The organism is Burkholderia latens, from assembly GCF_001718795.1.
Taxonomy (GTDB): Bacteria; Pseudomonadota; Gammaproteobacteria; order Burkholderiales; family Burkholderiaceae; genus Burkholderia; species Burkholderia latens_A.
The window spans coordinates 2611814-2638664 of record NZ_CP013435.1 but is presented as its reverse complement, the minus strand read 5'-3'; the positions used below and the strand labels follow the sequence as shown (position 1 = coordinate 2638664).

Sequence of the window (26851 nt, the reverse complement as noted above, 5' to 3'; positions counted from 1 at the left end):
CCGGCGCTCTTCAGTCAAAAATTTTCACGTAGCAACGCATCGACCATGTCCACTTCGCCCAAGATCATCTACACCCTCACCGACGAAGCGCCCGCGCTCGCGACCTATTCGCTGCTGCCGATCGTCAAGGCTTTCACGCGCTCGTCCGGCGTCGCCGTCGAAACGCGCGACATTTCGCTCGCCGGCCGCATCATTGCGGCATTCGCCGACGTCCTGCCGCCGGAGCAGAAGGGTTCGGACGATCTGGCCGAACTGGGCCAGCTCACGCTGAAGCCTGAAGCGAACATCATCAAGCTGCCGAACATCAGCGCATCGGTGCCGCAGCTGAAAGCCGCGATCGCCGAACTGCAGGCGCAGGGCTACAAGCTGCCGGCGTACCCGGAAGAGCCGGCGACCGAAGAAGAGAAGGCCGTCAAGGCACGCTACGACAAGATCAAGGGCAGCGCGGTGAACCCGGTGCTGCGCGAAGGCAACTCGGACCGCCGCGCGCCGCTGTCGGTCAAGAACTACGCGCGCAAGCACCCGCACAAGATGGGCGCGTGGAAGCCGACGTCGAAGGCGCACGTCGCGCACATGACCGAAGGCGACTTCTACGGCAGCGAGAAGTCGGCGCTGATCGCCGATGCCGGCAGCGTGAAGATCGAACTCACGACAACCGACGGCGTGAAGAAGGTGCTGAAGGAGAAGACGGCGGTGAAGGCCGGTGAAATCATCGACGCATCGGTGATGAGCCGCAAGGCGCTGCGCAGCTTCATCGAAGCGCAGATCGCCGACGCGAAGGCGCAGGACGTGCTGTTCTCGGTGCACCTGAAGGCGACCATGATGAAGGTCTCGGATCCGATCCTGTTCGGTCACTTCGTGTCGGTGTTCTACCGCGACGCGCTCGCGAAGCACGCGGACGTTCTCGCACAGGCCGGTTTCAACCCGAACAACGGGATCGGCGACCTGTACGCGCGCCTGAAAGACCTGCCGGCCGACACGCGCGAAGCGATCGAAGCCGACGTGAAGGCCGAATACGCGGTGCGTCCGCGCCTCGCGATGGTCAACTCGGACAAGGGCATCACGAACCTGCACGTGCCGAGCGACGTGATCGTCGACGCGTCGATGCCGGCGATGATCCGCGAGTCGGGCTGCATGTGGGGCCCGGACGGCGAACTGCACGACGCGAAGGCCGTGATTCCGGACCGCTGCTACGCAGGCGTCTACCAGGCTGTGATCGAGGACTGCAAGCAGCATGGCGCGTTCGACCCCGTCACGATGGGCAGCGTGCCGAACGTCGGCCTGATGGCGCAGGCGGCCGAGGAATACGGTTCGCACGACAAGACGTTCCTGATCCCGGCTGACGGTGTCGTGCGCGTTATCGACGAAGCCGGCAACGTGCTGCTCGAGCATGCGGTCGAGTCGGGCGACATCTGGCGCATGTGCCAGACGAAGGACGCGCCGGTGCAGGACTGGGTCAAGCTCGCTGTGAACCGCGCGCGCGCGACCGGCGCGCCGGCCGTGTTCTGGCTCGATCCGGCACGCGCGCACGACGCGCAGATCATCGCGAAGGTCGAACGCTATCTGAAGGACCACGACACGAACGGCCTCGACATTCGCATCATGACGCCGGTCGACGCGACGCGGTTCTCGCTCGAGCGCATCCGCGCGGGCAAGGACACGATTTCGGTCACCGGCAACGTGCTGCGCGACTATCTGACCGACCTGTTCCCGATCATGGAGCTCGGCACCAGCGCGAAGATGCTGTCGATCGTGCCGCTGATGGCCGGCGGCGGGATGTTCGAAACGGGTGCGGGCGGTTCTGCGCCGAAGCACGTGCAGCAGTTCGTCGAGGAAGGCTTCCTGCGCTGGGATTCGCTCGGTGAATTCCTTGCGCTGGCCGCGTCGCTCGAGCATCTCGGCCACGCTTACCAGAACCCGAAGGCGCTCGTGCTCGCGAAGACTCTCGACCAGGCAACCGGCAAGTTCCTTGACGAGAACAAGTCGCCCGCGCGCAAGGTCGGCGGCCTCGACAACCGCGGCAGCCACTTCTACCTGTGCATGTACTGGGCGCAGGCGCTCGCCGAGCAAACCGAGGACGCGGCGCTGAAGGCGCAGTTCGAAGGTGTCGCGAAAGCGTTGTCCGACAACGAGGCGCGCATTCTGGAAGAGCTGTCGGCCGCGCAGGGCGCCGCGCAAGCGATCGGCGGCTACTACCGTCCGAGCGTCGAACTCACGAGCCGGGCGATGCGCCCGAGCGCCACGCTGAACGGCATCGTCGACGCGCTCGCCTGACGCCGGCCGCGCCACGGCGCGGGCCACGTCGACAGCGGCAGCCGATACGGCGGGCTTCGCGGCTCGCCGTCGCGCCGAACATGACAACGCCCCGGTCGCCCGGGGCGTTGTTCGTTGCAGGCGTGCCATTCAGACGTGAACGATTTCCCATTCGGCGATTTCGTCCGGCACTTCGAGGGTGGCGGTGTCCAGTTCGGACGGCTGCGCACAGTCGCCGCGCGAGATGCGCTCGGCCGCCACTTCCGGGCACGAGAACGCGCCGAGCGAAGCATTGCCGAACGTCGCTTCCCAGCCGCCGTTGGCCGGCAGAATGTAGAACGACCCGAGCGCTGAACCAAAGCGAAATCCCTTCATTTCCGTTCTCCCTTTCAGATCAAAAGCAATTCTGGTGTGCGGCCCGCCGGTTCGTCCGGCTGTGGTCCGACGGATTGCTTGCGCCGGATTCCGTACCGAACCGCGTACGAAGCGTCAGTGCATGGAACAAAGTCTACGTCCGCGGCCGGTGTCGATGGTGCAGGTAGAACGGATTCTCAAAACAAAAATTTCCTTTGAAAAACAAGCATATATTTTGTGCGTTTTGTATTGCGGAACGTTTTTTGGCATCGCGAAACAGCGAATTTGTGCCCTGCACCACGAATTTTTATAACGCAGAGACTTGTTGCACATCGTGAAAAATCGGCGACTCCACGCGTGGGTGCCGCGGGGGCGTGCAAATGGCGGCGTCGGCGGCCGGTCAAAAGTGTCGTTGAGGGGCGGCGGCGAAATCGGCGGACCGAACGCTGCAATCGCCATTGCGGCGCGTGCGGCAGCATCGGTCACAGCATTCCCCGCTTGGGGAAAGCGCGCCGGCGATGGCGCGCGAGCCGGGTTGCGCGGCCGGTACTGCGACGAATCGACGCTCGTTGGGTGCCGCGCCTTATCGCCCGCGGGCTGCGGTTATGATGACGCGGGCCATGAGTCACCGCGTCGCGCACGGGCGCTGGTCCGGAGCCGATTGGCGCGGCTGTCGCGACGATCGCGCGACCTGGTACGAATAACGAGGAACGATTGATGATACGGAGAACCTTCCTGGCGCGCGCCATCGGCGTGGCGGCCGCATCGCTGTTCGCACGCACGGCGTCGGCGCAGCACGCCGGTCACGCTGGCATGGCCGGCATGGAGATGGACGACATGCCGGGCATGTCCGGGATGGCTGCGCACCCGCAGCACGCGAAGCCCGCGCCCGCCACGCTCGCGTCCGCTGATGCGCTGCCGGCCGGCGCGCCGCTCGCATCGCTGCGGACGCTCGCGAACGAAAGCCGAGAGCCCGGCACGTTCCGCGCGACGCTGGTCGCACAGCCGGTCGCGCGGCCGCTGCTGCACGGCGCGCGTCCGACGACGTTCTGGCAATTCGGCACCGGCACGCAAGGGCCGGTCGTCGGTGCGCTGATCGACGTGCGCGAGGGCGATACGGTCGAAATCCGTTTCGTGAACAAGCTGCCGCAACCGTCGACGCTCCACTGGCACGGCCTGCCGGTGCCGCCCGACCAGGACGGCAACCCGGCCGATCCCGTCGCGCCGGGCGCGTCGCGCGTGTATCGCTTCACGTTGCCGAAGGGAAGTGCCGGCACCTACTGGTATCACCCACATCCGCACATGATGACGGCCGAGCAGGTGTTCCGCGGCCTCGCCGGCCCGTTCATCGTGCGTGCGGCCGACGATCCGCTCGCCGGCTGGCCGGAACGCAACCTGTTCGTGTCCGACCTCAAGCTCGCGCGCGACGGCACGATTCCGCCGAACGACATGATGGACTGGATGAACGGCCGCGAAGGGCAGTTCGTGCTGGTCAACGGCGCGCGCCGGCCGCGGATCGACCTCGCGGGCGACGAGCGCTGGCGCATATGGAACGCATGCAGCGCGCGCTATCTGCGCATCGCGTTCGACGACGGCCGCGCATTCGAGCACGTCGGCACCGACGGCGGGCTGTTCGACGCGCCGCGCGGCGTGACGTCGCTGCTGCTCGCGCCGGGCGAGCGTGCGGAACTGCTTGTGCGCGCCGGCGACCGCGCGTCACGCGCAGTGCTGCAAGCGGCCGAATACGACCGCCGCAAGATGGCGATGTCGCACGACAACGGTCATGGCAGCCTGCCGCCCGATCCGGCAGTTCCGCTGGCCGATGTTGCGTTTGCGCCGGCCGCTGCGCGCCCGCTGCCCGCGCTTCTGCGTGCGGTACCCGCGCTGGGCACGCCGGTGGCGGATAAGACGGTGGCATTCGGCGAAGAAATGGACATGGACGCGATGATGGCGGGGCCCGCGCACGGCCGCCCGGCGGGGATGCGATTCACGGTGAACGGCGACGTGTACGCCGCACATCGGGCGACATTGACGAGCCGCGCCGGCGACGTCGAGCGCTGGACGATCCGCAACGACACCGACATGGACCACCCGTTTCATGTGCATGGCACGCAATTCCAGGTGGTCGAGCGCGCAGCAGGCGGAACGCGCACGCCCGAGCCGTTCCGTGCATGGCGCGACACGGTGAACGTACGCAGCGGCGAGACGGTGACGATCCACGTCATGCAAGACATGCCCGGCGAGCGCATGTTTCACTGCCATATTCTCGAACACGAGGATCTCGGCATGATGGGGACGCTGAAGGTCGTGTAACCGGCAATCTAATATGTTTCACGCGTATGTCCGCATTCGATTTGCGCACGCGACGAGACAATGTATGTTCAATTATCGGGATTGAACGAAAAGGCCGGCCAATCGAATAAACGATTGGCCGGCCTGAAAAAAAAAGAAACCCGGCGCGGTGCCGGGTTTCTTCGTCTGATATCCGGTGCCTTTATGCGGCCTGGATGTTCGACGCTTGCTTGCCCTTCGGGCCTTGGACGACCTCGAAGCTCACCTTCTGGCCTTCCTTCAGGGTCTTGAAGCCCTGCATGTTGATGGCCGAGAAGTGCGCAAACAGATCTTCACCGCCCTCGTCGGGAGTGATGAAACCGAAGCCCTTCGCGTCGTTGAACCACTTAACGATACCAGTTGCCATTTCCTACTTCCCCTGTCACACAGTCGCTGCTACTTACCACGAGCACGCTCGAAAAGCTAAACGACCGGAAAATACAGCCGTTCCCCCCTCACAAGCTCACCATCGGCCTCTTTCATCTCGCCGTCAGACGAATTGAAAAAAGTGCCAGCTTGATTGTTGGCGCTCTTTATTTGAGTGTCAAGCGGAATTTTGAGACGTTTGGAGGGCCGTTGTAAAGAATCCATTTTCAGGGTTTTTCCGGCTTTGCTTTGCAGCATGCCGCCAAGCGCGCCGACTTGAAAAGTCGCATAATCGGCTCATATACCAGGCTCGAGTGACACGCGATCGAGTCGTCCGGCTTGTGGGATACTGGATGCGGATGCGACGGTCCGGTGCGGTCTCCCCCTGACGGTTCGTGTTCCGCGCCACGCGTGAAAGCCGGCACCGCAGCCGGCTTTCGTATGGCACGAAGACGATCGCGCATCGTCGGGAACCAGGGAGGGCGCCGGCCGGTCGGTCGGGTAATGGCAGGATTGCGGGCCTGTCCGAGTTGTTTAGAATGGGTGTATGGCGATTATCCCGGACAAGCAGGACAGCACCGTCCTGGAACGCAAGCAGCAGAAGCTCAAGCCGCCTTCGATGTACAAGGTGGTGCTGCTGAACGACGACTTCACCCCGATGGAGTTCGTCGTGATGGTCGTACAGGAGTATTTCAAGAAGGATCGCGAGACGGCCACGCAGATCATGCTGAAGGTCCATCGCGAGGGGCGAGGGGTATGTGGGGTCTATACGCGGGACATCGCGTCGACCAAAGTTGAGCAAGTCGTTACCCATGCGCGGCAGGCCGGGCATCCGCTGCAGTGCGTGATGGAGGAAGCATGATTGCCCAGGAATTGGAAGTCAGCCTGCACATGGCGTTCATGGAAGCACGCCAGGCGCGCCATGAGTTCATTACGGTCGAGCATTTGCTGCTGGCCCTGCTGGATAATCCGACGGCAGCCGAGGTGTTGCGCGCGTGCGCGGCAAACATCGAGGACCTCCGTCAGAACCTGCGCAATTTCATCCACGACAACACACCTACCGTCCCGGGCACCGACGATGTCGATACCCAGCCGACGCTCGGTTTCCAGCGCGTGATCCAGCGCGCGATCATGCACGTCCAGTCGACGTCGAACGGCAAGAAGGAAGTCACCGGCGCGAACGTGCTGGTCGCGATCTTCGGCGAGAAGGACTCGCACGCGGTGTACTACCTGCAGCAGCAGGGCGTCACGCGCCTCGACGTCGTGAACTTCATTTCGCACGGCATCGCAAAGACGAACGGCGGCGAAGCCGCGAAGTCGTCGGATGCGAACGCGGAAAGCGAAGACGCGAATGCGCAGAAGGAAACGCCGCTCGCGCAATTCACGCAGAACCTGAACCAGATGGCGAAGGATGGCCGCATCGATCCGCTGATCGGACGCGAGCCGGAGGTCGAGCGCGTCGTGCAGGTGCTGTGCCGCCGCCGCAAGAACAATCCGCTGCTTGTCGGTGAGGCCGGTGTCGGCAAGACGGCGATTGCCGAAGGGCTCGCCTATCGCATCACGCGCGGCGAAGTGCCGGACATCCTTGCGAACGCGCAGGTGTATTCGCTCGACATGGGCGCGCTGCTCGCGGGCACCAAGTATCGCGGCGACTTCGAGCAGCGCCTGAAGACGGTGCTGAAGGAACTGAAGGAGCGCCCGCATGCGATCCTGTTCATCGACGAGATCCACACGCTGATCGGCGCGGGCGCCGCATCGGGCGGCACGCTCGACGCATCGAATCTGCTGAAGCCGGCGCTGTCGTCGGGCACGCTCAAGTGCATCGGCGCGACCACGTTCACCGAATATCGCGGCATCTTCGAGAAGGATGCGGCGCTGTCGCGGCGCTTCCAGAAGGTCGACGTGACGGAGCCGACCGTCGAGCAGACGGTCGCGATCCTGCGCGGGCTGAAGTCGCGCTTCGAGGAGCACCATGGCGTCAAGTATTCGTCGGGCGCGCTGTCGGCCGCGGCGGAGTTGTCGGCACGCTTCATCACCGATCGGCATCTGCCGGACAAGGCGATCGACGTGATCGACGAGGCGGGCGCCGCGCAGCGCATCCTGCCGAAGTCGAAGCAGAAGAAGACGATCGGCAAGAGCGAGATCGAGGAAATCATTTCGAAGATCGCGCGCGTGCCGGCGCAAAGCGTGTCGCAAGACGATCGCAGCAAGCTGCAGACGCTCGATCGCGACCTGAAGAGCGTCGTGTTCGGCCAGGATCCGGCGATCGATGCACTCGCCGCGTCGATCAAGATGGCGCGCGCGGGCCTCGGCAAGATGGACAAGCCGATCGGCGCATTCCTGTTCTCCGGCCCGACCGGCGTCGGCAAGACCGAAGTGGCGCGCCAGCTCGCGTTCACGCTCGGTATCGAGCTGATCCGCTTCGACATGTCGGAATACATGGAGCGGCACGCGGTGAGCCGACTGATCGGCGCGCCGCCGGGCTACGTCGGGTTCGACCAGGGCGGCCTCCTGACCGAAGCCGTCACGAAGAAGCCGCATTGCGTGCTGCTGCTCGACGAAATCGAGAAGGCGCATCCGGACATCTTCAACGTGCTGCTGCAGGTGATGGACCACGGCACGCTGACGGACAACAACGGCCGCAAGGCGGATTTCCGCAACGTCATCATCATCATGACGACGAACGCCGGCGCCGAGTCGATGCAAAAGGCGACGATCGGTTTCACGACGCGTCGCGAAACCGGCGACGAGATGACCGACATCAAGCGCCTGTTCACGCCGGAGTTCCGCAACCGTCTGGACGCGATCATCAGCTTCCGCTCGCTCGATGAGGAAATCATCATGCGCGTGGTCGACAAGTTCCTGATCCAGCTCGAGGAGCAACTGCACGAGAAGAAGGTCGACGCGCTTTTCACCGACGCGTTGCGCAAGCATCTCGCGAAGCACGGCTTCGACCCGCTGATGGGCGCGCGGCCGATGCAGCGGTTGATCCAGGACACCATCCGCCGTGCGCTCGCCGACGAGTTGCTGTTCGGCAAGCTGCTGAACGGCGGTCACGTGACGGTCGACGTCGACGAAGCCGACAAGGTGCAGTTGTCGTTCGACAAGCTGGCGAATCCGCCGCACAAGCCGAACGAAGAGACGGTCGAAGTCGAGTAAGCGATAATTGGTTGTTCATGCGAACGGCGCGGGAAGTCCTCCGCGCCGTTTCGTTTTATCTGGCGCCGGCGGCGCGATGGTGGTGCAGGGGAGTGGCAACGCAGTGACACAACAACAACGGTCGTTCGACAACATCGTCGCGCGCGAACAAGGGTTGCGCCATGCGCTGACGTCCGGGCAGATGGCGATGATCGCAATCGGCGGCGCGATCGGCACGGGCCTGTTTCTCGGCAGCGGGTTCGCGATCGGGCTCGCCGGGCCGAGCGTGCTCGTTTCGTATGCGATCGGCGCGCTGATCGCGCTGCTGCTGATGGGCGCGCTCGCGGAAATGACGGTCGCGCATCCGACGGCCGGCTCGTTCGGCGCTTACGCCGAGCACTACGTCGGTCCGCTGGCGGGCTTTCTCGTGCGCTATGCGTACTGGTTCGCGGTGGTGTTCGCGATCGGCACCGAAATCAGTGCGATCGCCGTGTTCATGAAGTACTGGTTCCCGTCCGTGCCCGGCTGGTATTGGGTGATTGGCTTCTCGGCGCTGCTGATCGCGGTGAATCTTGCGAGCGTCACGCTGTACGGAACGGTCGAATATGCGTTCTCGCTGCTGAAGATCGCGGCGATCGTCGTGTTCATCGTGCTGGGCGCCTATCTCGTATGGTCCGCGCCCGCGGATACCGGCATCGGCTTCGCGAACTACACCGCGCACGGCGGCTTCATGCCGAAAGGCCCCTGGGGCACCTGGGTCGCGGTGATCGTCGCAATTTTCAGCTACATGAGCATCGAGGCGGTCGCGATCGCTGCCGGCGAGGCGCGCGATCCGCAGCATGCGGTCACGCGCGCGTTCCGCTCGACGGTGTTCCGGCTCGTTTTGTTCTACCTGCTGACGCTCGCGCTGATGCTCGCGATCGTTCCGTGGACGCAGGCCGGTACCGACGAAAGCCCGTTCGTGAAGGTGATGGCCGCGACACACGTGCCGTATGCGGCCGGCGTAATCAACTTCGTGCTGTTGATCGCGGCGCTGTCCGCGATGAACAGCCAGCTGTACGTGACGACGCGGATGATGTTCAGCCTGTCGCGCGCACGGCTCGCGCCGGCCGTGTTCGGCCGCCTCGGCAGCAACGGCGTGCCGCGCGCGGCATTGTGGATCTCGACGAGCGGCGTCGCGGTCGCGGCCGTGCTGGTCGCGCTGTCGCCCGACACCGCATTTACGGTGATGATGGCGATCGCGATGTTCGGCGCGCTGTTCACGTGGCTGATGATTTTTGTCACGCATCTGCGGTTCCGTGCACGCTACAGCGGTCCCGTGCTCGCATTCCGGATGTGGGGTCATCCGTTCGGCAGCCTGCTCGGCGCAGCGCTCGTCGGCGCGATTTTGCTCACGACCGCGTTCACGCGCGAATTCCGGATGACGATGGTGGTCGGCGTGGTGTTCGTCGTGCTGTTGACGCTCGCGTACGCGCTGCATTACCGGCACGCACACGCGCGTTGAATGCGCATTGATGTGCGGGGCCGCCGCCGAGTGAGAGCGCCCGCCGTCGCTTTTCGACGCCGCTAAGGTTGCGTTAAGCCGCCGACGGCTACATTCGAACCTGTCCGCATTGCCGGGGGCGGCCGATGCAGGCCCCGCGGCTTATCTGTACAAGGGGTTCGAATGAACAAACTTCCCGAAATCACGCTCGCGTTCTGGATCATGAAGATCTGCGCGACGACGCTTGGCGAAACCGGCGGCGACCTGCTGTCGATGACCTTGAACGTCGGCTACGCCGTGAGTTCGATCCTGCTGTTCGGGTTCTTCGTCGTCACGCTCGGTGCACAGCTCCGCACGACCGGCTATCGTCCGGCGATCTACTGGGCAGTGATCGTCGCGACCAGCACGGCCGGGACGACGATGTCCGATTTCATGGATCGCACGCTCGGCCTCGGTTATGCGGCCGGCTCGTCGATCCTCGTCGCGATCCTGCTGGCGATTTTCGCGGTGTGGCGCCTGAGCGGCGAATCGCTGTCGGTCGACCTGATCCGCACGCGCAAGGTTGAATTGCTGTACTGGATCGCGATCCTGTTTTCGAACACGCTCGGCACCGCGCTCGGCGATTTCCTCGCGGACAGCTCGGGCCTCGGCTTCGGCGGCGGCGCGCTGTTGATCGGCGGATTGCTCGTGGCAATCGTGCTCGCGCACTATTTCACGCGCATCTCCGGCGTACTGCTGTTCTGGGCGGCGTTCGTGCTCACGCGGCCGTTTGGCGCGACGGTCGGCGATCTGCTGACGAAACCTGTCGCGAAGGGCGGGCTCGCACTCGGCACGGTCGGGTCGTCCGCGGTGCTGCTGGGCGTGCTGATCGCGATGGTGATCTACGCGACGATTGTGCAGGCGCGGCGACGCGAACTCGCACCGGCGCGCATTGCGCAGACCGCCAACCGTTGAGCCGTAACGGAAGAAGAAGGGGCCGCGGCCCCTTTTTTACGCTGTGCGGCTCAGTGGCGGCCGGTGCTGCCGAAGCCGCCTTCGCCGCGATCGCTCTGCGCGAAGTCGCTGACGATGTTGAATTGCGCCTGCACGACCGGCACGATCACGAGCTGCGCAAGGCGCTCGAACGGGTTCAGCACGAACTCGCTCTGACCGCGGTTCCACGTCGACACCATCAGCTGCCCCTGATAGTCGGAATCGATCAGGCCGACGAGGTTGCCGAGCACGATCCCGTGCTTGTGGCCGAGGCCGGAGCGCGGCAGGATCAGCGCCGCGTAGCCCGGGTCGGCGAGGTGGATCGCCAGGCCGGTCGGCACCAGCGTCGTTTCACCGGGCTGCAACGTGACGGGCGCGTCGAGGCATGCGCGCAGGTCGAGGCCGGCGCTGCCGGTGGTTGCATACGCGGGCAGGTAGTCGCGCATGCGCGCGTCGAGAATCTTCAGGTCGAGTTTCATGCAGTCGTCGAATCGGTCGGGAAGGGCGCGGCGGCGCGTGCAGCCGCGCAAAGGATCAGATCAGGCGGTTGTCTGGCAGGCGCTTCGCGATTTCGGCCACAAGCGCGTGCGCGAGTTCGTCCTTGGGCGCGCGCGGCAGGCGCGTGAGGCCGGCCGCCTCGAACAGCACGACTTCGTTGTCGTCGCGGCCGAACGTCAGCGGGCCGAGATTGCCGACCAGCAGCGGCACGTTCTTGCGCTTGCGCTTCTCGTCGCCATGCACGTCGAGATCGCCGCTCTCGGCCGCGAAGCCGACGCAGAACGGCGCGTCGGGCAACGCCGCGACCGACGCGAGGATGTCGGGGTTCTCGACGAACGCGAGCGCGGGCATCTTGCGATCGGCGGTCTTTTTCATCTTGTGCTCGGCGGGGTGCTCGACGCGCCAATCGGCGACCGCGGCGACCGCGATGAAGATGTCCGCGTCGGACACCGCATGCATGACAGCGTCGTACATCTGCTGGGCCGTCTGCACGTCCTGGCGGTACACACCCCACGGCGTGTCGAGCGCGACCGGCCCGGCGACCAGATGCACGTCGGCGCCAGCCTGCTGCGCGGCGCGCGCGAGCGCGAAGCCCATCTTGCCGCTCGAACGGTTCGTGAGGCCGCGCACCGGATCCAGCGGCTCGAACGTCGGGCCGGCCGTGATCAGCACGCGGCGGTGCGCGAGCACCTTCGGCGCAAAGTGCGACACGATGGCTTCGTAGATCGCGTCGGGTTCGAGCATGCGGCCGTCACCGACTTCGCCGCACGCCTGCGCGCCCGAGTCGGGGCCGAGCACCGACACACCGTCGGCGCGCAGCTGCGCTGCATTGCGCTGCGTGGCCGGGTTCTGCCACATCTGGCGGTTCATCGCCGGCACGACGAGCAGCGGACAGTCGCGTGCGACGCACAGCGTCGATAGCAGATCGTCGGCGAAGCCGTGCGCGAGCTTCGCGAGGAAATCCGTCGACGCCGGTGCGATCACGATGGCGTCGGCTTCGCGCGACAGGTCGATGTGCGCCATGTTGTTGCCGACGCGTGCGTCCCATTGGCTCGTGTAGACGGGCCGGCCGGACAGTGCCTGCATCGTGACCGGTGTGATGAACTGGGTGGCGGCTTCGGTCATCACGACCTGCACGGTCGCGCCGGCCTTCACGAGCAGCCGTGTGAGCTCGGCGATCTTGTAGCAGGCGATGCCGCCCGTCAGGCCGAGAACGAGGTGTTTTCCTGCGAGTTCTGCGTGTGCCAACTCAGGCCTCCTGGGGTCAAACGGAACGGCCGGCGCGAAGCCGGCCGCCGACGCCGAGTATGCGCGTTCAGCGCGAGCCGCGCACGCGACGCAGTTCGTCGTAGATCAGCAGCACCGCGCCGATCGTGATCGCGGAGTCGGCGAGGTTGAACGCCGGGAAGTGCCACGCACCGACGTGGAAATCGAGAAAGTCGATCACGTGGCCGTAGACGAGCCGGTCGATCACGTTGCCGAGTGCGCCGCCGAGGATCAGCGCGAGCGACAGGCTGAACAGCCGCTGCTGACCGTGACGGCGAAGCAGGTAGCAGATCACGAGCGTCGCGCCGATGCCGAGCGCGGTGAACGCCCAGCGCTGCCAGCCGCTTGCGGTCGACAGGAAACCGAATGCGGCACCGCGGTTGTACACCAGCACGAGGTTGAAGAACGACGTGAGCGCATGCTGCGCGCCGTACGCGAACGTTTTGAGGATCGCGATCTTCGACAGCTGATCGAAGAGGATCACGATCAGCGAAATGCCGAGCCAGGGCGCGAGCGCGCCGCTGGCCGGTTTCGACAAGGTTTTCGCCATGGTCAAGCAGCGCTCCGGATTTCGCCGTTTTCAAACAGGTTCGAGAAGCAGCGGCCGCACAGCGTCGGGTGATCGGCATGTGCGCCGACATCGTCGCGGTAGTGCCAGCAGCGTTCGCACTTCTGGTACTTCGACGCGGCCACGTCGACGCTTTCCTGCGCTTCGTGGTCGACCTTTACGACAGTCGCCGCCGACGTGATCAGCACGAATTTCAGGTCGTCGCCGAGGCTGGTCAGCGCATCGTAGCGCGCGCCGCTCGCATGCACGGCCACTTCGGCCTGCAGCGACGAACCGATACGGTTCGCGGTGCGCGCTTCCTCGAGCGCCTTCGTCACGTTGCCGCGGACTTCGCGCAGGAGCGCCCACTTCGCGATCAGCGCGGCCGAGCCGGCGACTTCCGGATACGCGTAGTAGGTTTCTGTGAACACGGTGTCGCTGGCCGGCTGGAACACCTTCCACGCCTCTTCTGCGGTGAACGACAGGAACGGCGCGAGTACGCGCAGCAGCCCTTGCGTCAGGTGGTACAGCGCGGTCTGCGCGGAGCGGCGCGCGCGCGAATCGGGCGCGCTCGTGTACAGGCGGTCCTTCAGCACGTCGAGATAGAAGCCGCCGAGATCTTCCGAGCAGTACGTTTGCAACTTCGCGACGACCGGGTGGAATTCATACTTCTCGTAGTGCCCGAGCAGTTCCGTCTGCAACTGCGCGGAGAACGCGACCGCGTAGCGGTCGATCTCGAGCCATTCGTCGACCGGCACCGCGTGCTGCGCGAAGTCGAAGTCGGACAGGTTCGCGAGCAGGAAGCGCAGCGTGTTGCGGATCCGGCGATAGCCCTCCGTCACGCGCTTCAGGATTTCCTCGGAAATCGCGAGTTCGCCCGAATAATCGGTCGACGCGATCCACAGGCGGATGATTTCCGCGCCGAGGCGGTTCGCGACTTCGTGCGGATCGATGCCGTTACCGAGCGACTTGCTCATCTTGCGGCCTTCGCCGTCGACCGTGAAGCCGTGCGTGAGGAGACCCTTGTACGGCGCGCGGCCGTCGATCATCGATGCGGTAAGCAGCGACGAATGGAACCAGCCGCGGTGCTGGTCCGAGCCTTCGAGGTACAGATCGGCCGGGAACTGCAGCTGATCCTTGTGCGAGCCGCGCAGCACGTGCCAATGCGTCGTGCCCGAGTCGAACCACACGTCCAGCGTGTCGCGGTTCTTTTCGTACATGTTCGCGTCGTCGCCGATCAGTTCGCGCGGATCGAGCGACTGCCACGCCTCGATGCCCGACTGCTCGACGCGCTTCGCGACTTCCTCGAGCAGTTCGAGCGTGCGCGGGTGCAACTCGCCGGTTTCCTTGTGCACGAAGAACGCCATCGGCACGCCCCACTGGCGCTGGCGCGACAGCGTCCAGTCCGGGCGGTTCGCGATCATGCTGAACAGGCGCTGCTTGCCCCACGACGGGTAGAACGCGGTTGCATCGACGCCTTCGAGCGCTGTTTCGCGCAACGTCTTGCCGCCGTCGCGCGGCGTCACGTCCATGCCGGCGAACCACTGCGACGTCGCGCGGTAGATGATCGGCGTCTTGTGGCGCCAGCAGTGCATGTAGCTGTGCGTGTACTTCTCGCTGCGCAGCAGCGAGCCGGCCGCGTTCAGCGCGTCGACGATCTTCGGGTTCGCGTCCCAGATCGACAGGCCGCCGAACAGCGGCAGCGATTCGATGTAGCGGCCGTCGCCCATCACCGGGTTGATGATGTCCGAGTCGGTCATTCCGTGCGCCTTGCACGACACGAAGTCTTCGATACCGTACGCAGGCGACGAGTGCACGACGCCGGTACCCGTGTCGGTCGTCACGTAGTCGCCGAGGTAGACCGGGGCGGTGCGCTTGTAGCCGGGGTGGGCCGACGCGAGCGGGTGGTGGAAGCGCAGGTTCGCGAGCTTCACGCCCGGCGCGGTCGCGACGACGCGGCCGGTCAGCTTGAAGTCGGCCATGCACGCTTCGACGCGCTCTTGCGCGATGATCAGCAGTCCGCGCTCGGTGTCGACCAGCGCGTAGACGATTTCCGGATGGAGGTTCAGCGCCTGGTTGGCGGGAATCGTCCACGGCGTGGTGGTCCAGATCACGATGCCGCCGTCGGTGCGCGGCAGCGCCGCCAGGCCGAACGCCTGCGCGGTCTTTTCCGGCTCCGCGAATGCGAACATCACGTCGATCGTCGGATCGGTGCGGTCCTTGTACTCGACTTCCGCCTCGGCGAGCGCCGAGCCGCAGTCGAAGCACCAGTTCACCGGCTTCAGGCCGCGATACACGAAGCCCTTTTCGATGATCTTGCCGAGCGCGCGAATCTCTTCCGCTTCGTTTACGAAGTTCATCGTCTTGTACGGATTCGCCCAGTCGCCGAGCACGCCGAGGCGCTTGAAGCCGACCTTCTGCTTCTCGATCTGCTCGGTCGCGTATGCGCGCGCCTTGCTCATCACTTCGGCGGCCGGCAGCGACTTGCCGAACTGCTTTTCGATCTGGATCTCGATCGGCATCCCGTGGCAATCCCAGCCGGGCACGTACGGCGCGTCGAAGCCGGCCATGTTGCGCGACTTCACGACGATGTCCTTCAGGATCTTGTTCACCGCGTGGCCGAGGTGGATGTCGCCGTTCGCATACGGAGGGCCGTCGTGCAGGATGAACTTCGGCCGGCCCTTGCTGGCCGCGCGGATCTTCTCGTAGATGCCGCGCTCTTCCCACTCCTTGACCCACTGCGGCTCGCGCTTCGGCAAGTCGCCGCGCATCGGGAACGGCGTGTCGAGCAGGTTGACCGGATACTTGGCCTGCGGTTTCGAATCGGCTTTCTTGTTGCTCATGATGGGATCGCTATCTAAATCGGGGGACGCTCGTGCGTCGTGAATCGGGGATGCGCGCGTGTCGGCGGCGCGAGGGCGCGGCGCGGGGCGCCGCCGGCCGGATCAGCTAATTCGGTCGGTGGCCGACGTCGCGAAGCCGGTCGCGCTGCTGCCCGGCGCGCGGTCGCGCTCCGCGAAGTACGCGCGCGCATTCGCGACGTCGAGTGCGATCGCGCGCGACAGCGCTTCGAGATCGTCGAACTTCGCTTCGTCGCGCAGCTTCTTCAGGAATTCGACGCGGATCAGCTTGCCGTATGCGTTGCCGTGCCAGTCGAGCAGGTGGACTTCGAGCAGCGTGCGGCCGGAATCGTCGACGGTCGGCCGCAGCCCGAGGCTCGCGACGCCCGGCAGCGGGGTAGGGGCAAGGCCGTGCACCTGGACGACGAAGATGCCCTTGAGCGCCGGACGCTTGTGGGCGATCGGCAGATTCAGCGTCGGAAAGCCGAGGTCGCGGCCGAGCTTGAGCCCGTGTGCGACGTGGCCGCTGATCAGGTAGCCGTGGCCGAGCGCCTGCGCGGCCGCGTCGAGGTCGCCCGCGGCGAGCGCCGCGCGCACGCCGGAGCTCGAGATGCGCGTGCCGTCGCTGCCGGCGACGGTGCCCATCTGCTCGACTTCGAAGCCGTACCGTTCGCCCGCTGCCTTCAGCGTGTCGAACGTGCCTGCGCGTTTCGCGCCGTAGCAGAAATCGTCGCCGACCATCATCCAGCGCGTGTGCAACCCGCCGACCAGCGTGCGTTCGACGAACGCCTGCGGCGACTGGCTCGCGAACGTGTGGTTGAAGTGCTCGACGACGACGCGGTCGACGCCGTGGTCGCGCAGCGCCTCGAGCTTGTCGCGCAGCATCGCGATCCGCGGCGGTGCGCCGGCCGGATTGAAGAATTCGCGCGGGTGCGGCTCGAACGTCATCACGCAAACGGGCAGGCCACGCGCGTCCGCTGCCGCGCGCACGCGCGCGAGCAGGGCCTGGTGGCCGCGATGGACACCGTCGAAGTTGCCGATCGTCAGCGCGCACGGCGCGCGGCTCTCGGCATTGGGCAGGCCGCGGAAGACTTTCACGATAGCGGATGCAGCGTCGGGGAATGGGCGGTGGGATGCCGCAAAGCAGAAGATTATAAACGTTCGGGCGGCCCGGCGGCCGAGAAGGCGGGAAACGCGGGGGCGAATGGTAAAATTCGCGGATGAAAAAACTCGTGATCCTGATTTCCGGTCGCGGCAGCAACATGGAGGCCATCGTCCGCGCGTGCGCGCAGGAACGCTGGCCGGCCGAGGTTGCCGCCGTGATCGCCAACCGGCCCGACGCGGCCGGCCTGGCTTTTGCCGCGTCGCACGGGGTGGCGACCGCGGTGGTCGACCATCGAGCGTTCGATGGCCGCGACAGCTTCGACGCGGCGCTCGCCGCCGAGATCGACCGCTTCGCGCCCGATCTCGTCGTGCTCGCCGGCTTCATGCGCATCCTTACGCCCGCATTCGTCAGACGATACGAAGGCCGATTGCTGAACATCCACCCGTCGCTGCTGCCGAGCTTCAAGGGCATCCACACGCACCAGCAGGCGCTTGATGCCGGCGTCGCGCTGCACGGCGCGAGCGTGCATTTCGTGATTCCCGAACTCGACAGCGGCGCGATCGTCGCGCAGGGCGCGGTGCCCGTGCGCGCGGGCGACGACGCGGCGGCGCTCGCGCAGCGTGTGCTGGCGGTCGAGCACGTGCTGTATCCGCGCGCGGTGCGGTGGTTCGTCGAAGGGCGCTTGCGTCTCGAGGACGGCCGCGCCGTGGTCGCACCGGGCGAGGCGCGCTGGATTTTCGCGGATCAACCGCAAACCGAAACGAACGAGGGCGTATGAAGCTGCACGGATTCCTGATTGGCCAGACCGAAACCCTGCTCGCCGAGGTGCTGAAGTTCGCCGGCCCCGCCGACGCAACGACGAGCCGGTTCTTCCGCGCCCATCCGAAGCTCGGGCATGCGGAGCGCGGCGTGATCGCCGAGGCGGTGTTCGCGGTGCTGCGCCGGAAGATGGAGTTTTCGCATCTCGCCGAGAGCGGCACGGGCAGCCCGGCGAGGCGCCTCACGCTGCTCGGCCTGATGCAGACGCTCGGCCGCAACGCGCTGAAGCCGTTCGTGTCAGAGACGGAAGCCGCGTGGCTCGAGCACGTGTCGAAGATCGATCCGGCGAGCCTGCCGGTGCGCGTGCGCACGAACCTGCCCGACTGGATCTACCAGGCGCTGTCGGCCCGTTTCGACGCCGAGGAACTCGCGCAGCTCGCCGCCGCGCTCAACTATCCGGCGCCGCTCGACCTGCGCGCGAACGTGCAGAAGGCGACGCGCGACCAGGTGATCGACGCGCTCCGCGCGAACGGCATCGACGCGGGCGAGACGCCGTTCGCGCCCAACGGCGTGCGCGTGGTCGGCAAGCCGGCGCTCACGCGCCTGAAGCTGTTCGAGGAAGGCCAGATCGAGGTGCAGGACGAGGGGAGCCAACTGCTGTGCTCGCTCGTTGCGCCGCGCCGCGGCGAGATGGTCGTCGATTTCTGCGCGGGCGCCGGCGGCAAGACGCTGGCGCTCGGCGCAATGATGCGTTCGACCGGGCGGCTCTACGCATTCGACGTATCCGAAAAGCGGCTCGCAAAGCTCAAGCCGCGCCTCGCGCGCAGCGGGCTGTCGAACGTGAACCCGGTGCTGATCGACAGCGAGCACGACGCGAAGATCAAGCGGCTTGCCGGCAAGATCGATCGCGTTCTGGTCGACGCGCCGTGCAGCGGCCTCGGCACGCTGCGCCGCAACCCGGACCTGAAGTGGCGTCAAACGCGGACGTCGATCGACGAGCTCGCGCCGAAGCAGGCGTCGATCCTCGCGAGCGCCGCGCGGCTCGTGAAAAAGGGCGGCCGGCTCGTCTATGCGACCTGCAGCGTGCTCGACGCCGAAAACGAGGCGATCGTCGAGCAATTCCTCGCCGATCACCCCGACTTCGTGCTGGTGCCCGCGCAGAAGGTGCTGGCCGACCAGCGCATCGCCCTCGAGACCGGCGACTGCCTGTCGTTGTGGCCGCACCGCCATGCAACCGACGGCTTCTTCGCCGCGGTGCTCGAGCGGCGCGCGCAGTAACGACGGTCGGGACGGACGATGGAGAATCTGCAGAGCCGCCTGCTGTCGCACCGGCTGGCATCGGTGATCCGCGATTTCCACCAGCCGGTGATGATCTGGCAGGCGGCGGTGCTCGTCGGCGCGCTCTGTTTCGCGTGGGTGGCCGCGCGCTTCGTCCATGGCCGCATCGACGCGCGCCGCCGGGCTGCCGGGCGCGCGCCCGGCGCAGGTGCGCACAGCCTGAAGCGCGCGTTGTTCCCGCTGTTCGGCGGCGTCTTCGTGGGGATCGCGCAATTCGCGTTCGATCCGTTCATGTCGACGTCGCTGCTGTCGCTCGCGCTTGTGCCGCTGTTCGGTATCGGGCTGATTTACGTGCTGTTCTTCTTTGCGCGGCGCGTATTTGCGCGCGACGGGCACACGCACGCATGGCTGTCGATCGTCGAGAAGATCGTGTCGACCGTCGTGTGGATCGCGATGGCGCTGACCGTGCTGGGCATTCAGCGCGACGTGCTCGGCTGGCTCGACAGTGTGCAGTTTCGCGTCGCCAACGCGCATCTGACGCTGCTGTCGGTAATTTCCGGCGCGCTGTGGGTGTGCGTGACGCTGATGGTCGCGATGTGGCTGGGCTCGGTGCTCGAAGAGCGCCTGACGCGCGCTACCACGCTCGATGCGAACCTGAAGGTCGTGCTGTCGCGGGTCGGCCGCGCGCTGCTGGTGTTCGCGGCGATCCTGATCGGGCTCTCGCTCGTCGGGATCGACGTGACGGTGCTCGGCGTGTTCGGCGGCGCGGTCGGCGTCGGCCTCGGCTTCGGGCTGCAGAAGATCGCAAGCAACTACGTGTCGGGCTTCATCATCCTGCTCGACCGCTCGCTGCGGCTCGGCGACGCGATCAGCGTCGGCGGGCTGCAGGGCGTCGTCACGCAGATCCGCACCCGCTACACGGTGGTGCGTGGCCTCGACGGCAACGAGACACTGATTCCGAACGAAAAGCTGATCACCGACGTGGTGCAGAACCAGTCGTCATACCTGACGCGCGGTTATGCGAAGGTCGCGGTGCAGGTTGCTTATACCAGCGATGTCGAGCAGGCACTTGCGTTGCTCGCGCAAGCTGCGGACGGCGTGCCGCGCGTACTGACGGAGCCGGCGCCGACGCCGTACCTCGTCGCTTTCGGCGCGGACGGCATCGATCTCGAACTCGGATTCTGGATCGAGGACGCGGCGAAGGGTACGTCCGGCGTGCGTTCGGCGGTGAACCGCAACATCTGGCGCCTCTTCAGCGAGCACGGGGTCTCGATCCCGTTCCCGCAGCGCGAAGTCCGCGTGGTCGGGCTGCCGGAGGGCTTTGCCGCGACCGGCGTGGTGGCGGAAGGGGGGCCCGCGGCCGGCGACGGCGCGGCTCGCGGTCGGGCTTCGGCCGCGTAGCGGCGGCCGGCGGCGCCGAACGCGCGGGCGATTCGGGCAATTCGCGCGCTCGCGCGGCCCGCAGGCAGCCGCTGGGCGGCCAGAACCGGATCGGGGGCCTTTGCGGGTCCGCCGATGGACTATCGGCGTTGCGTCATGACAAGAAAATATTCATTTTTTACAAAGACTTGGAACGGTTGAAGTAAAATTTCGGTCTACACGCGGTATGCTTTCATTTTTATGACGTCGGCCTGCGCCGGCGTCGCTCTCACCACAGGTAACTGCCTTGTTGAATTCCCTGCTCGATTTTCTTTCCCACGGGCTTCTGCGTTTTTCCTGGTGGCAGGTCGCGCTGTTCGCGCTGGCCGTCACGCACGTCACGATCATCGGCGTGACGGTCTATCTGCACCGCTGCCAGGCGCACCGTGCGCTGGAGCTGCATCCGATCGCGAGCCACTTCTTCCGTGCATGGCTGTGGATGACCACCGGCATGCTGACCGGCCAGTGGGCCGCGATCCATCGCAAGCACCACGCGAAGTGCGAAACCGAGGAAGATCCGCACAGCCCGCAGACGCGCGGCATCTGGAAGGTGTTCCTCGAAGGCGCCGAGCTGTATCGCGCGGAAGCGAAGAATGAAGAAACGATGCGCAAGTTCAGCCACGGCACGCCGAATGACTGGATCGAGCGCAATGTGTACTCGAAGTATCCGATCCTCGGCGTGAGCCTGATGATGGTGATCGACGTCGCGCTGTTCGGCGTGCTCGGCCTCACCGTGTGGGCCGTGCAGATGGTGTGGATTCCGTTCTGGGCCGCCGGTGTCGTGAACGGTTTCGGCCACTTCTGGGGCTACCGCAACTTCAACTCGGCCGATGCGAGCACGAATCTGTTCCCGTGGGGCATCGTGATCGGCGGCGAAGAACTGCACAACAACCACCACACGTTCGCGACGTCCGCGAAGCTGTCGAACAAGTGGTACGAGTTCGACATCGGCTGGATGTACATCCGCATCATGTCGGCGTTCGGCTTGGCGAAGGTGAAGAAGGTTGCGCCCACGCCGCGTCTGAACAAGCCGAAGACGGTGCTCGACCAGGAAACGCTGCAGGCCGTGCTGTCGAACCGCTACGAAGTGATGGCGCGCTACGGCAAGGCGGTGAAGCGTGCGTACCGGCAGGAGCTCGCGCATCTGAAGGAGCTCGGTTCGAGCGAGAAGTACCAGCTGATGCGCAGCGCGCGCAAGTGGTTCCACAAGGATGCCGACGGCCTCGACGAGCCGCAGAAGAAGCTGTTGCCCGAGATTTTCGCGAACAGCCAGAAGCTGCAGACGTATTTCCAGCTGCGCCAGGATCTGGCCGCGATCTGGGATCGTTCGACTGCGTCGCGCGAACAGCTGCTTGCCCAATTGCAGGATTGGTGCCACCGCGCGGAACAAAGCGGCATCAAGGCGCTGCAGGAATTTGCGATGCGCCTGCGCCGCTACGCCTGATTCGAAATCGATTAGAATCTCAGGACGTCAAAAACCCCGCGTTGGCGGGGTTTTTTCATTTCGGCGGCCGGTTTTTTGTGGAATCGGACGTGCCGGAATTCGTATGAGGCTTGGGGCGGTCAGTGACCGCGAAGCGTGGGATCGGAGCGGTAAGCGCTCGGGCGCCAACTTGGGCCGACCGCGTAGCATGGGACCCGAGTAAGCGCTAAAGCGCCAACTCTGGCCGACCGCGAAGCATGGGGCCCAAGTAAGTGCTGAAGCACTAACTTGGGCCGACAGGAGATATGGAGATGCAATCGACGATCAAATCCGTCGAGTACGACCGGCCGGTCTCGGCAGGAACCGTCTGTGGCGTCGGCCAGGCATGGGCGAAGGTGCCCGATGCGCCATCGGCCGAAGAACGCGCCGCGCTGAAGGCGCGCATCAAGGCGCTGCTCGCACGTGAGAAGGCCGTGCTCGTCGCGCACTACTACGTGGATGCCGAACTGCAGGAACTCGCCGACGAAACCGGCGGCTGTGTCGCCGACTCGCTCGAAATGGCCCGCTTCGGCCGCGATCACGACGCGCAGACGCTCGTCGTCGCCGGCGTGCGCTTCATGGGCGAAACCGCGAAGATCCTGAGCCCCGGCAAACGCGTGCTGATGCCCGATCTCGATGCGACCTGCTCGCTCGATCTCGGCTGCCCGGCCGACGAATTCTCCGCGTTCTGCGATGCGCACCCGGACCGCACGGTCGTCGTCTACGCAAACACCAGCGCTGCCGTGAAGGCGCGCGCGGACTGGATGGTCACGTCGTCGATCGGCCTCGAGATCGTGGCCGACCTCCACGCGCGCGGCGAGAAGATCATCTGGGCTCCCGATCGCCATCTCGGCAGCTACATCCAGAAGAAAACCGGCGCGGACATGCTGCTGTGGCAGGGCTCATGTCTGGTCCACGACGAATTCAAGGGCATCGAGCTCGACCTGCTGCGCGCCGAATATCCGCATGCGAAGGTGCTCGTGCACCCGGAGTCTCCGGAAAACGTGGTCGCACAGGCGGACGTCGTCGGCTCGACCACGCAGCTGATCGACGCAGCCGTGAAGTTCGACGCGACACACTTCATCGTCGCAACCGACCTCGGCATCCTGCACAAGATGCAGCTCGCGGCTCCTGGCAAGACCTTCATCGCCGCGCCGACCGCAGGCAACAGCGCGACCTGCAAGAGCTGCGCGCACTGCCCGTGGATGGCGATGAACGGTCTCGCGAACCTCGCCGACGTGCTCGAGCGCGGCCACAACGAAATCTTTGTCGATCCCGCGATTGGCGTGCGCGCGCGCGTGCCGATCGACCGGATGCTCGATTTCGCGGCCGCACACAAGAAGCGCGTGCAAGCCAGCGGCGATCTGCAGCGCGACCAGCAACTGTTCGCGAACGTGGGGGCCGCATGACCAGCGCGGTTTCTCCGTTGTTCGAAGCCGTCCGCGCGCAATACGGTGCGGCATTCGACGAAGCGATCGCCCGCAACGTCGCCGACGCGATCGCGGAAGACGTGGGCCCCGGCGATCAGACCGGCCGCCTCGTGCCGGCCGGCGAACGCCGCCGTGCGCGCATCATCGTGCGCGAGCAAGCGGTGCTGTGCGGCGTGCCGTGGTTCGAAGCGGTGATCGCGCGGATCGATCCGTCGATCGTCGTGAAATGGCACTATCGCGAAGGCGACCGGATGACGGCGGACTCGATCGTCTGCGAACTCGATGGGCCGGCGCGTGCATTGTTGACTGCGGAGCGCAACGGCCTGAACTTCCTGCAACTGCTGTCCGGCGTCGCGAGCGCGACGCGCCGTTACGTCGACCGCGTCGAAGGCACGCGCGCGAAGATCCTCGATACGCGCAAGACGCTGCCGGGGCTGCGGCTCGCGCAGAAGTACGCAGTGCGGGTCGGCGGCGGCGAAAACCAGCGTCTCGCGCTGTACGACGGGATCCTGATCAAGGAAAACCACATCGCCGCAGCAGGCGGCGTCGGCGAAGCGCTCGATGCGGCGTTCGCGCTCGAAGCGGGCGTGCCCGTGCAGGTCGAAGTCGAGACGCTGGCGCAGCTCGATACGGCGCTCGCGCATGGCGCGCAGTCGGTGCTGCTCGACAACTTCACGCTGGACATGATGCGCGAAGCGGTGCGGGTCGCGGCCGGCAAAGCCGTGCTCGAAGTGTCGGGCGGCGTCAATTTCGACACGGTTCGCACGTTCGCGGAGACCGGCGTCGACCGTATCTCGATCGGTGCACTGACCAAGGACGTGCGCGCAACCGACTACTCGATGCGAATCGTCGACTGAGCGTTTATCGTATCTCGTCCATCTGACGAAAAAGCCGCTGGCGCGCAAACGCCAGCGGCTTTTTTCATTCGACGGCGGCCGCCGCGAACGGCGTGCCGCTCAGCGGCGCGAGCGCGGCGTAAGCACGCTCGGCAGCGCCTTCGGCAGCGTGTGCGGCCAGTCGCGGCTGTAGTGGAGTCCGCGGCTTTCGCGGCGCGAGTACGCGCTCTTCACGATCAGCGTCGCGACGTCGACGAGGTTGCGCAGCTCGAGCAGGTCGCGTGTCACGCGGAAGTTCGCGTAGTACTCGTGGATCTCGTCGCGCAGCAACGACAACCGGTGCTTCGCGCGTTCAAGACGCTTGTCGGTGCGCACGATGCCGACGTAGTTCCACATCAGCCGGCGCAGTTCGTCCCAGTTGTGCGCGACGACGACTTCCTCGTCCGCATCCGACACGCGGCTTTCGTCCCATGCGGGCAGCGCCTTCGGCGTTTCGGCGTCGAAGCCGGCCGCCTCGATTGCCTCGGCGGCCGCGCGGCCGATCACCAGGCATTCGAGCAGCGAATTGCTCGCGAGCCGGTTCGCGCCATGCAGGCCGGTGTACGAAGTTTCGCCGACCGCGTACAGGCCAGCCAGGTCGGTGCGCCCCGCGAGATCGGTGACGACGCCGCCGCACGTATAGTGAGCGGCCGGCACGACCGGAATCGGCTGCTTCGCGATGTCGATGCCGAATTCGAGGCAGCGCGCGTGGATCGTCGGGAAGTGTTCGCGCAGGAAAGCTTCCGGCTGATGGCTGATGTCGAGATATACGCAGTCGATCCCGCGCTTCTTGATCTCGAAGTCGATCGCGCGCGCGACGATGTCGCGCGGCGCGAGCTCCGCGCGAGGGTCGTGCGCGGGCATGAAGCGTGTGCCGTCAGGCAGCTTCAGCAAGCCGCCTTCGCCGCGCACGGCCTCCGAAATCAGAAACGACTTCGCATATGGATGGAACAGGCAGGTCGGGTGGAACTGGATGAATTCCATGTTCGACACGCGACAGCCCGCGCGCCACGCCATCGCGATGCCGTCGCCGGTCGCGGTGTCCGGGTTCGTCGTGTACAGGTAGACCTTGCCGGCGCCGCCGGTCGCGAGCACCGTGTGCGGCGCCTCGATCGTGATCGTGCGGTCGTTGTCGACGTCGAGCGCGTACAGCCCGTGACAGCGGCGGCCGGGCAGGCCGAGACGGTCCGACGTGATCAGGTCGATCGCGTGGTGGTTCTCGAAGAACGTGATGTTCGGATGCTGGCGCGCGCGCTCGGACAGCGTCGCGAGTACCGCATGGCCGGTCGCGTCGGCCGCGTGGATGATCCGGCGGTGGCTGTGGCCGCCTTCGCGCGTCAGATGGAAGCCGAGCTCGGCGGCGTCGTCCTTCGTGAACGGCACGCCCTGCGAGATCAGCCATTCGATCGCTTCGCGGCCGTGTTCGACGATGTAGCGGGTCGCGCCTTCATCGCATAGCCCGCCGCCGGCGACCAGCGTGTCGTCGACATGATTCTCGATGCTGTCCGCGGAGTCGAGGACGGCCGCGATGCCGCCCTGCGCGTGGTCGCTTGCACCCTCCATCATCGAACGTTTCGCGATCAGCGCGACACGCCGCGTGTCGGCCAGGTTCAGTGCGACCGACAGGCCCGCGAGGCCGCTGCCGACGATCGCCACGTCGAATTTCATGCTGCATCTCCATCGTTACGCTTTTCGATCCTGCGTTCCGTCGGTTGTCACCGCGGAAAGGGGAGAGCATACCGCGTCGAGGGCCTGCGCGTACGCGCAAAACAAAAAGCCCCGCATGTGCGGGGCTTTTCGGTCGCCGTCAGGCTGGCAGAAACCGGAGATTACTTGATCTTGGTTTCTTTGTATTCCACATGCTTGCGGACGACGGGATCGAACTTCTTGATCGCCATCTTTTCCGGCATGTTGCGCTTGTTCTTCGTGGTCGTGTAGAAGTGACCCGTACCAGCGGTCGACTCGAGCTTGATCTTGTCGCGTGCGCCTTTTGCCATGATTGTGCTCCTTGGGCTTAGGCTTCGCCGCGTGCGCGCAGGTCAGCGAGCACGGAATCGATGCCGTTCTTGTCGATCAGGCGCAGGCCGGCGTTCGAGACGCGCAGACGCACCCAGCGGTTTTCGCTCTCCACCCAGAACCGGCGGTTTTGCAGGTTCGGCAGGAAGCGACGCTTCGTCTTGTTGTTGGCGTGGGAAACGTTGTTGCCGCTCATCGGCGCTTTCCCAGTTACTTGGCATACGCGTGCCATGAGAGCACTCCTAATACGCTAAATTCGGGGTTCGATCGCCGATGAAGGTTCCATCGTACCGCCACGTGATCCATGGCTGCACTCAGAACGCCGAAGCCCATACAGACAAGGCCCTTCGATGGCTAGAACTGGTTGGAAAAAAGACAGACGACGATTCTAGCAGAAAAAGCTCAGAAAAATCAAACCCAATTTCGCTTCGTCGTTGCGGCGCCACCGGGGCGGGGCGC

Annotated in this window: 23 protein-coding genes; 12 read left to right on the top strand and 11 right to left on the bottom strand. The window is 65.4% G+C overall.

Annotated elements, in window-relative coordinates; genetic code table 11:
• The first annotated feature begins 45 nt into the window (after window positions 1-45).
• Complete coding sequence (locus WK25_RS12250; RefSeq protein WP_040141558.1) at window positions 46-2274, top strand: NADP-dependent isocitrate dehydrogenase; 2229 nt, start codon at window positions 46-48, stop codon at window positions 2272-2274.
• A 129-nt stretch (window positions 2275-2403) separates the two neighbouring features.
• Here WK25_RS12250 and WK25_RS12245 read toward each other — a convergent pair whose 3' ends face one another.
• Window positions 2404-2628 carry a hypothetical protein gene (locus WK25_RS12245; RefSeq protein WP_040141556.1) on the bottom strand — a complete coding sequence of 75 codons (225 nt, stop codon included), beginning with the start codon at window positions 2626-2628 and terminating at the stop codon, window positions 2404-2406.
• 696 nt (window positions 2629-3324) lie between these two features.
• Here WK25_RS12245 and WK25_RS12240 point away from each other — a divergent pair.
• Window positions 3325-4920 (top strand): multicopper oxidase family protein, encoded by a 1596-nt coding sequence (locus WK25_RS12240; RefSeq protein ID WP_069241671.1) that lies wholly within the window; start codon window positions 3325-3327, stop codon window positions 4918-4920.
• Window positions 4921-5101: 181 nt separating this feature from the next.
• Here WK25_RS12240 and WK25_RS12235 read toward each other — a convergent pair whose 3' ends face one another.
• Both WK25_RS12235 and WK25_RS31210 read right to left on the bottom strand, forming a co-directional pair.
• Complete coding sequence (locus tag WK25_RS12235; RefSeq protein ID WP_004196460.1) at window positions 5102-5305, bottom strand: cold-shock protein; 204 nt, start codon at window positions 5303-5305, stop codon at window positions 5102-5104.
• 56 nt (window positions 5306-5361) lie between these two features.
• Window positions 5362-5562 (bottom strand): hypothetical protein, encoded by a 201-nt coding sequence (locus tag WK25_RS31210; RefSeq protein ID WP_156432241.1) that lies wholly within the window; start codon window positions 5560-5562, stop codon window positions 5362-5364.
• Between the two features lie 289 nt (window positions 5563-5851).
• Here WK25_RS31210 and clpS point away from each other — a divergent pair, with 289 nt between their 5' ends.
• The 4 genes from clpS (at window position 5852) to WK25_RS12215 (ending at window position 10879) form a co-directional block, all read left to right on the top strand.
• Window positions 5852-6166: an ATP-dependent Clp protease adapter ClpS gene (gene clpS, locus WK25_RS12230; RefSeq protein ID WP_006398529.1), complete on the top strand. Its 315-nt coding sequence runs from the start codon at window positions 5852-5854 to the stop codon at window positions 6164-6166.
• A complete protein-coding gene (clpA, locus tag WK25_RS12225; protein ID WP_040141542.1) occupies window positions 6163-8463 on the top strand; it encodes an ATP-dependent Clp protease ATP-binding subunit ClpA in 2301 nt (766 codons plus the stop codon). Before clpS ends, clpA begins: the two co-directional genes overlap by 4 nt.
• Window positions 8464-8566: 103 nt before the next feature.
• On the top strand, window positions 8567-9946 hold the full coding sequence (locus WK25_RS12220; RefSeq protein WP_040144779.1) for an amino acid permease: 1380 nt from the start codon (window positions 8567-8569) through the stop codon (window positions 9944-9946).
• Between the two features lie 162 nt (window positions 9947-10108).
• The gene (locus WK25_RS12215; RefSeq protein WP_040141540.1) at window positions 10109-10879 is read left to right on the top strand and encodes a membrane protein; all 771 of its coding nucleotides are present in this window, start codon (window positions 10109-10111) and stop codon (window positions 10877-10879) included.
• Window positions 10880-10929: 50 nt separating this feature from the next.
• Here WK25_RS12215 and dut read toward each other — a convergent pair whose 3' ends face one another.
• The 5 genes from dut to WK25_RS12190 all read right to left on the bottom strand — a co-directional run bounded on the left by dut (window position 10930) and on the right by WK25_RS12190 (window position 17146).
• The gene (dut, locus tag WK25_RS12210) at window positions 10930-11376 is read right to left on the bottom strand and encodes a dUTP diphosphatase (protein WP_040144778.1); all 447 of its coding nucleotides are present in this window, start codon (window positions 11374-11376) and stop codon (window positions 10930-10932) included.
• A gap of 55 nt (window positions 11377-11431) precedes the next feature.
• Window positions 11432-12643 (bottom strand): bifunctional phosphopantothenoylcysteine decarboxylase/phosphopantothenate--cysteine ligase CoaBC, encoded by a 1212-nt coding sequence (coaBC, locus tag WK25_RS12205; protein ID WP_059548766.1) that lies wholly within the window; start codon window positions 12641-12643, stop codon window positions 11432-11434.
• Between the two features lie 67 nt (window positions 12644-12710).
• Window positions 12711-13211, bottom strand: coding sequence for a signal peptidase II (lspA, locus tag WK25_RS12200; protein ID WP_040141536.1), 501 nt, complete (start codon window positions 13209-13211; stop codon window positions 12711-12713).
• 2 nt (window positions 13212-13213) lie between these two features.
• Complete coding sequence (ileS, locus tag WK25_RS12195) at window positions 13214-16051, bottom strand: isoleucine--tRNA ligase (RefSeq protein WP_069241670.1); 2838 nt, start codon at window positions 16049-16051, stop codon at window positions 13214-13216.
• A gap of 102 nt (window positions 16052-16153) precedes the next feature.
• Window positions 16154-17146 carry a bifunctional riboflavin kinase/FAD synthetase gene (locus WK25_RS12190; protein ID WP_040141532.1) on the bottom strand — a complete coding sequence of 331 codons (993 nt, stop codon included), beginning with the start codon at window positions 17144-17146 and terminating at the stop codon, window positions 16154-16156.
• 122 nt (window positions 17147-17268) lie between these two features.
• Here WK25_RS12190 and purN point away from each other — a divergent pair, with 122 nt between their 5' ends.
• From purN to nadC, 6 genes are all read left to right on the top strand, one after another.
• A complete protein-coding gene (gene purN / locus WK25_RS12185) occupies window positions 17269-17931 on the top strand; it encodes a phosphoribosylglycinamide formyltransferase (protein WP_040141530.1) in 663 nt (220 codons plus the stop codon).
• Window positions 17928-19190 carry an RsmB/NOP family class I SAM-dependent RNA methyltransferase gene (locus WK25_RS12180; RefSeq protein WP_069241669.1) on the top strand — a complete coding sequence of 421 codons (1263 nt, stop codon included), beginning with the start codon at window positions 17928-17930 and terminating at the stop codon, window positions 19188-19190. The genes purN and WK25_RS12180 overlap by 4 nt, the downstream gene beginning before the upstream one ends.
• Before the next feature lie 18 nt (window positions 19191-19208).
• Window positions 19209-20591 carry a mechanosensitive ion channel family protein gene (locus WK25_RS12175; protein ID WP_069241668.1) on the top strand — a complete coding sequence of 461 codons (1383 nt, stop codon included), beginning with the start codon at window positions 19209-19211 and terminating at the stop codon, window positions 20589-20591.
• A gap of 265 nt (window positions 20592-20856) precedes the next feature.
• The gene (locus WK25_RS12170; RefSeq protein WP_040141524.1) at window positions 20857-22053 is read left to right on the top strand and encodes an acyl-CoA desaturase; all 1197 of its coding nucleotides are present in this window, start codon (window positions 20857-20859) and stop codon (window positions 22051-22053) included.
• Between the two features lie 290 nt (window positions 22054-22343).
• Window positions 22344-23480 (top strand): quinolinate synthase NadA, encoded by a 1137-nt coding sequence (nadA, locus tag WK25_RS12165; protein ID WP_069241992.1) that lies wholly within the window; start codon window positions 22344-22346, stop codon window positions 23478-23480.
• Complete coding sequence (nadC, locus tag WK25_RS12160; RefSeq protein WP_040141522.1) at window positions 23477-24358, top strand: carboxylating nicotinate-nucleotide diphosphorylase; 882 nt, start codon at window positions 23477-23479, stop codon at window positions 24356-24358. The genes nadA and nadC overlap by 4 nt, the downstream gene beginning before the upstream one ends.
• 99 nt (window positions 24359-24457) lie before the next feature.
• Here the strand turns inward: nadC and nadB are convergent, their stop codons facing one another.
• The 3 genes from nadB to rpmB form a co-directional block, all read right to left on the bottom strand.
• Entirely contained in the window at window positions 24458-26044 is a 1587-nt protein-coding gene (gene nadB / locus WK25_RS12155; protein WP_040141519.1) for an L-aspartate oxidase, read from the bottom strand.
• 161 nt (window positions 26045-26205) lie between these two features.
• The gene (gene rpmG, locus WK25_RS12150; RefSeq protein WP_006478046.1) at window positions 26206-26373 is read right to left on the bottom strand and encodes a 50S ribosomal protein L33; all 168 of its coding nucleotides are present in this window, start codon (window positions 26371-26373) and stop codon (window positions 26206-26208) included.
• Between the two features lie 17 nt (window positions 26374-26390).
• Window positions 26391-26624: a 50S ribosomal protein L28 gene (gene rpmB, locus WK25_RS12145; RefSeq protein WP_004186391.1), complete on the bottom strand. Its 234-nt coding sequence runs from the start codon at window positions 26622-26624 to the stop codon at window positions 26391-26393.
• Window positions 26625-26851: the final 227 nt, after the last annotated feature.

Coding starts and splice junctions, on each gene's coding strand:
- WK25_RS12175 (WP_069241668.1), top strand. CDS start 19,209: ATGGAGAATCTGCAGAGCCGCCTGCTGTCGCACCGGCTGGCATCGGTG.
- nadC (WP_040141522.1), top strand. CDS start 23,477: ATGACCAGCGCGGTTTCTCCGTTGTTCGAAGCCGTCCGCGCGCAATAC.
- purN (WP_040141530.1), top strand. CDS start 17,269: ATGAAAAAACTCGTGATCCTGATTTCCGGTCGCGGCAGCAACATGGAG.
- WK25_RS31210 (WP_156432241.1), bottom strand. CDS start 5,562: ATGCTGCAAAGCAAAGCCGGAAAAACCCTGAAAATGGATTCTTTACAA.
- rpmG (WP_006478046.1), bottom strand. CDS start 26,373: ATGGCAAAAGGCGCACGCGACAAGATCAAGCTCGAGTCGACCGCTGGT.
- dut (WP_040144778.1), bottom strand. CDS start 11,376: ATGAAACTCGACCTGAAGATTCTCGACGCGCGCATGCGCGACTACCTG.
- WK25_RS12180 (WP_069241669.1), top strand. CDS start 17,928: ATGAAGCTGCACGGATTCCTGATTGGCCAGACCGAAACCCTGCTCGCC.
- ileS (WP_069241670.1), bottom strand. CDS start 16,051: ATGAGCAACAAGAAAGCCGATTCGAAACCGCAGGCCAAGTATCCGGTC.
- WK25_RS12240 (WP_069241671.1), top strand. CDS start 3,325: ATGATACGGAGAACCTTCCTGGCGCGCGCCATCGGCGTGGCGGCCGCA.
- WK25_RS12215 (WP_040141540.1), top strand. CDS start 10,109: ATGAACAAACTTCCCGAAATCACGCTCGCGTTCTGGATCATGAAGATC.
- WK25_RS12250 (WP_040141558.1), top strand. CDS start 46: ATGTCCACTTCGCCCAAGATCATCTACACCCTCACCGACGAAGCGCCC.
- WK25_RS12235 (WP_004196460.1), bottom strand. CDS start 5,305: ATGGCAACTGGTATCGTTAAGTGGTTCAACGACGCGAAGGGCTTCGGT.
- nadB (WP_040141519.1), bottom strand. CDS start 26,044: ATGAAATTCGACGTGGCGATCGTCGGCAGCGGCCTCGCGGGCCTGTCG.
- lspA (WP_040141536.1), bottom strand. CDS start 13,211: ATGGCGAAAACCTTGTCGAAACCGGCCAGCGGCGCGCTCGCGCCCTGG.
- clpA (WP_040141542.1), top strand. CDS start 6,163: ATGATTGCCCAGGAATTGGAAGTCAGCCTGCACATGGCGTTCATGGAA.
- rpmB (WP_004186391.1), bottom strand. CDS start 26,624: ATGGCACGCGTATGCCAAGTAACTGGGAAAGCGCCGATGAGCGGCAAC.
- WK25_RS12245 (WP_040141556.1), bottom strand. CDS start 2,628: ATGAAGGGATTTCGCTTTGGTTCAGCGCTCGGGTCGTTCTACATTCTG.
- nadA (WP_069241992.1), top strand. CDS start 22,344: ATGCAATCGACGATCAAATCCGTCGAGTACGACCGGCCGGTCTCGGCA.
- clpS (WP_006398529.1), top strand. CDS start 5,852: ATGGCGATTATCCCGGACAAGCAGGACAGCACCGTCCTGGAACGCAAG.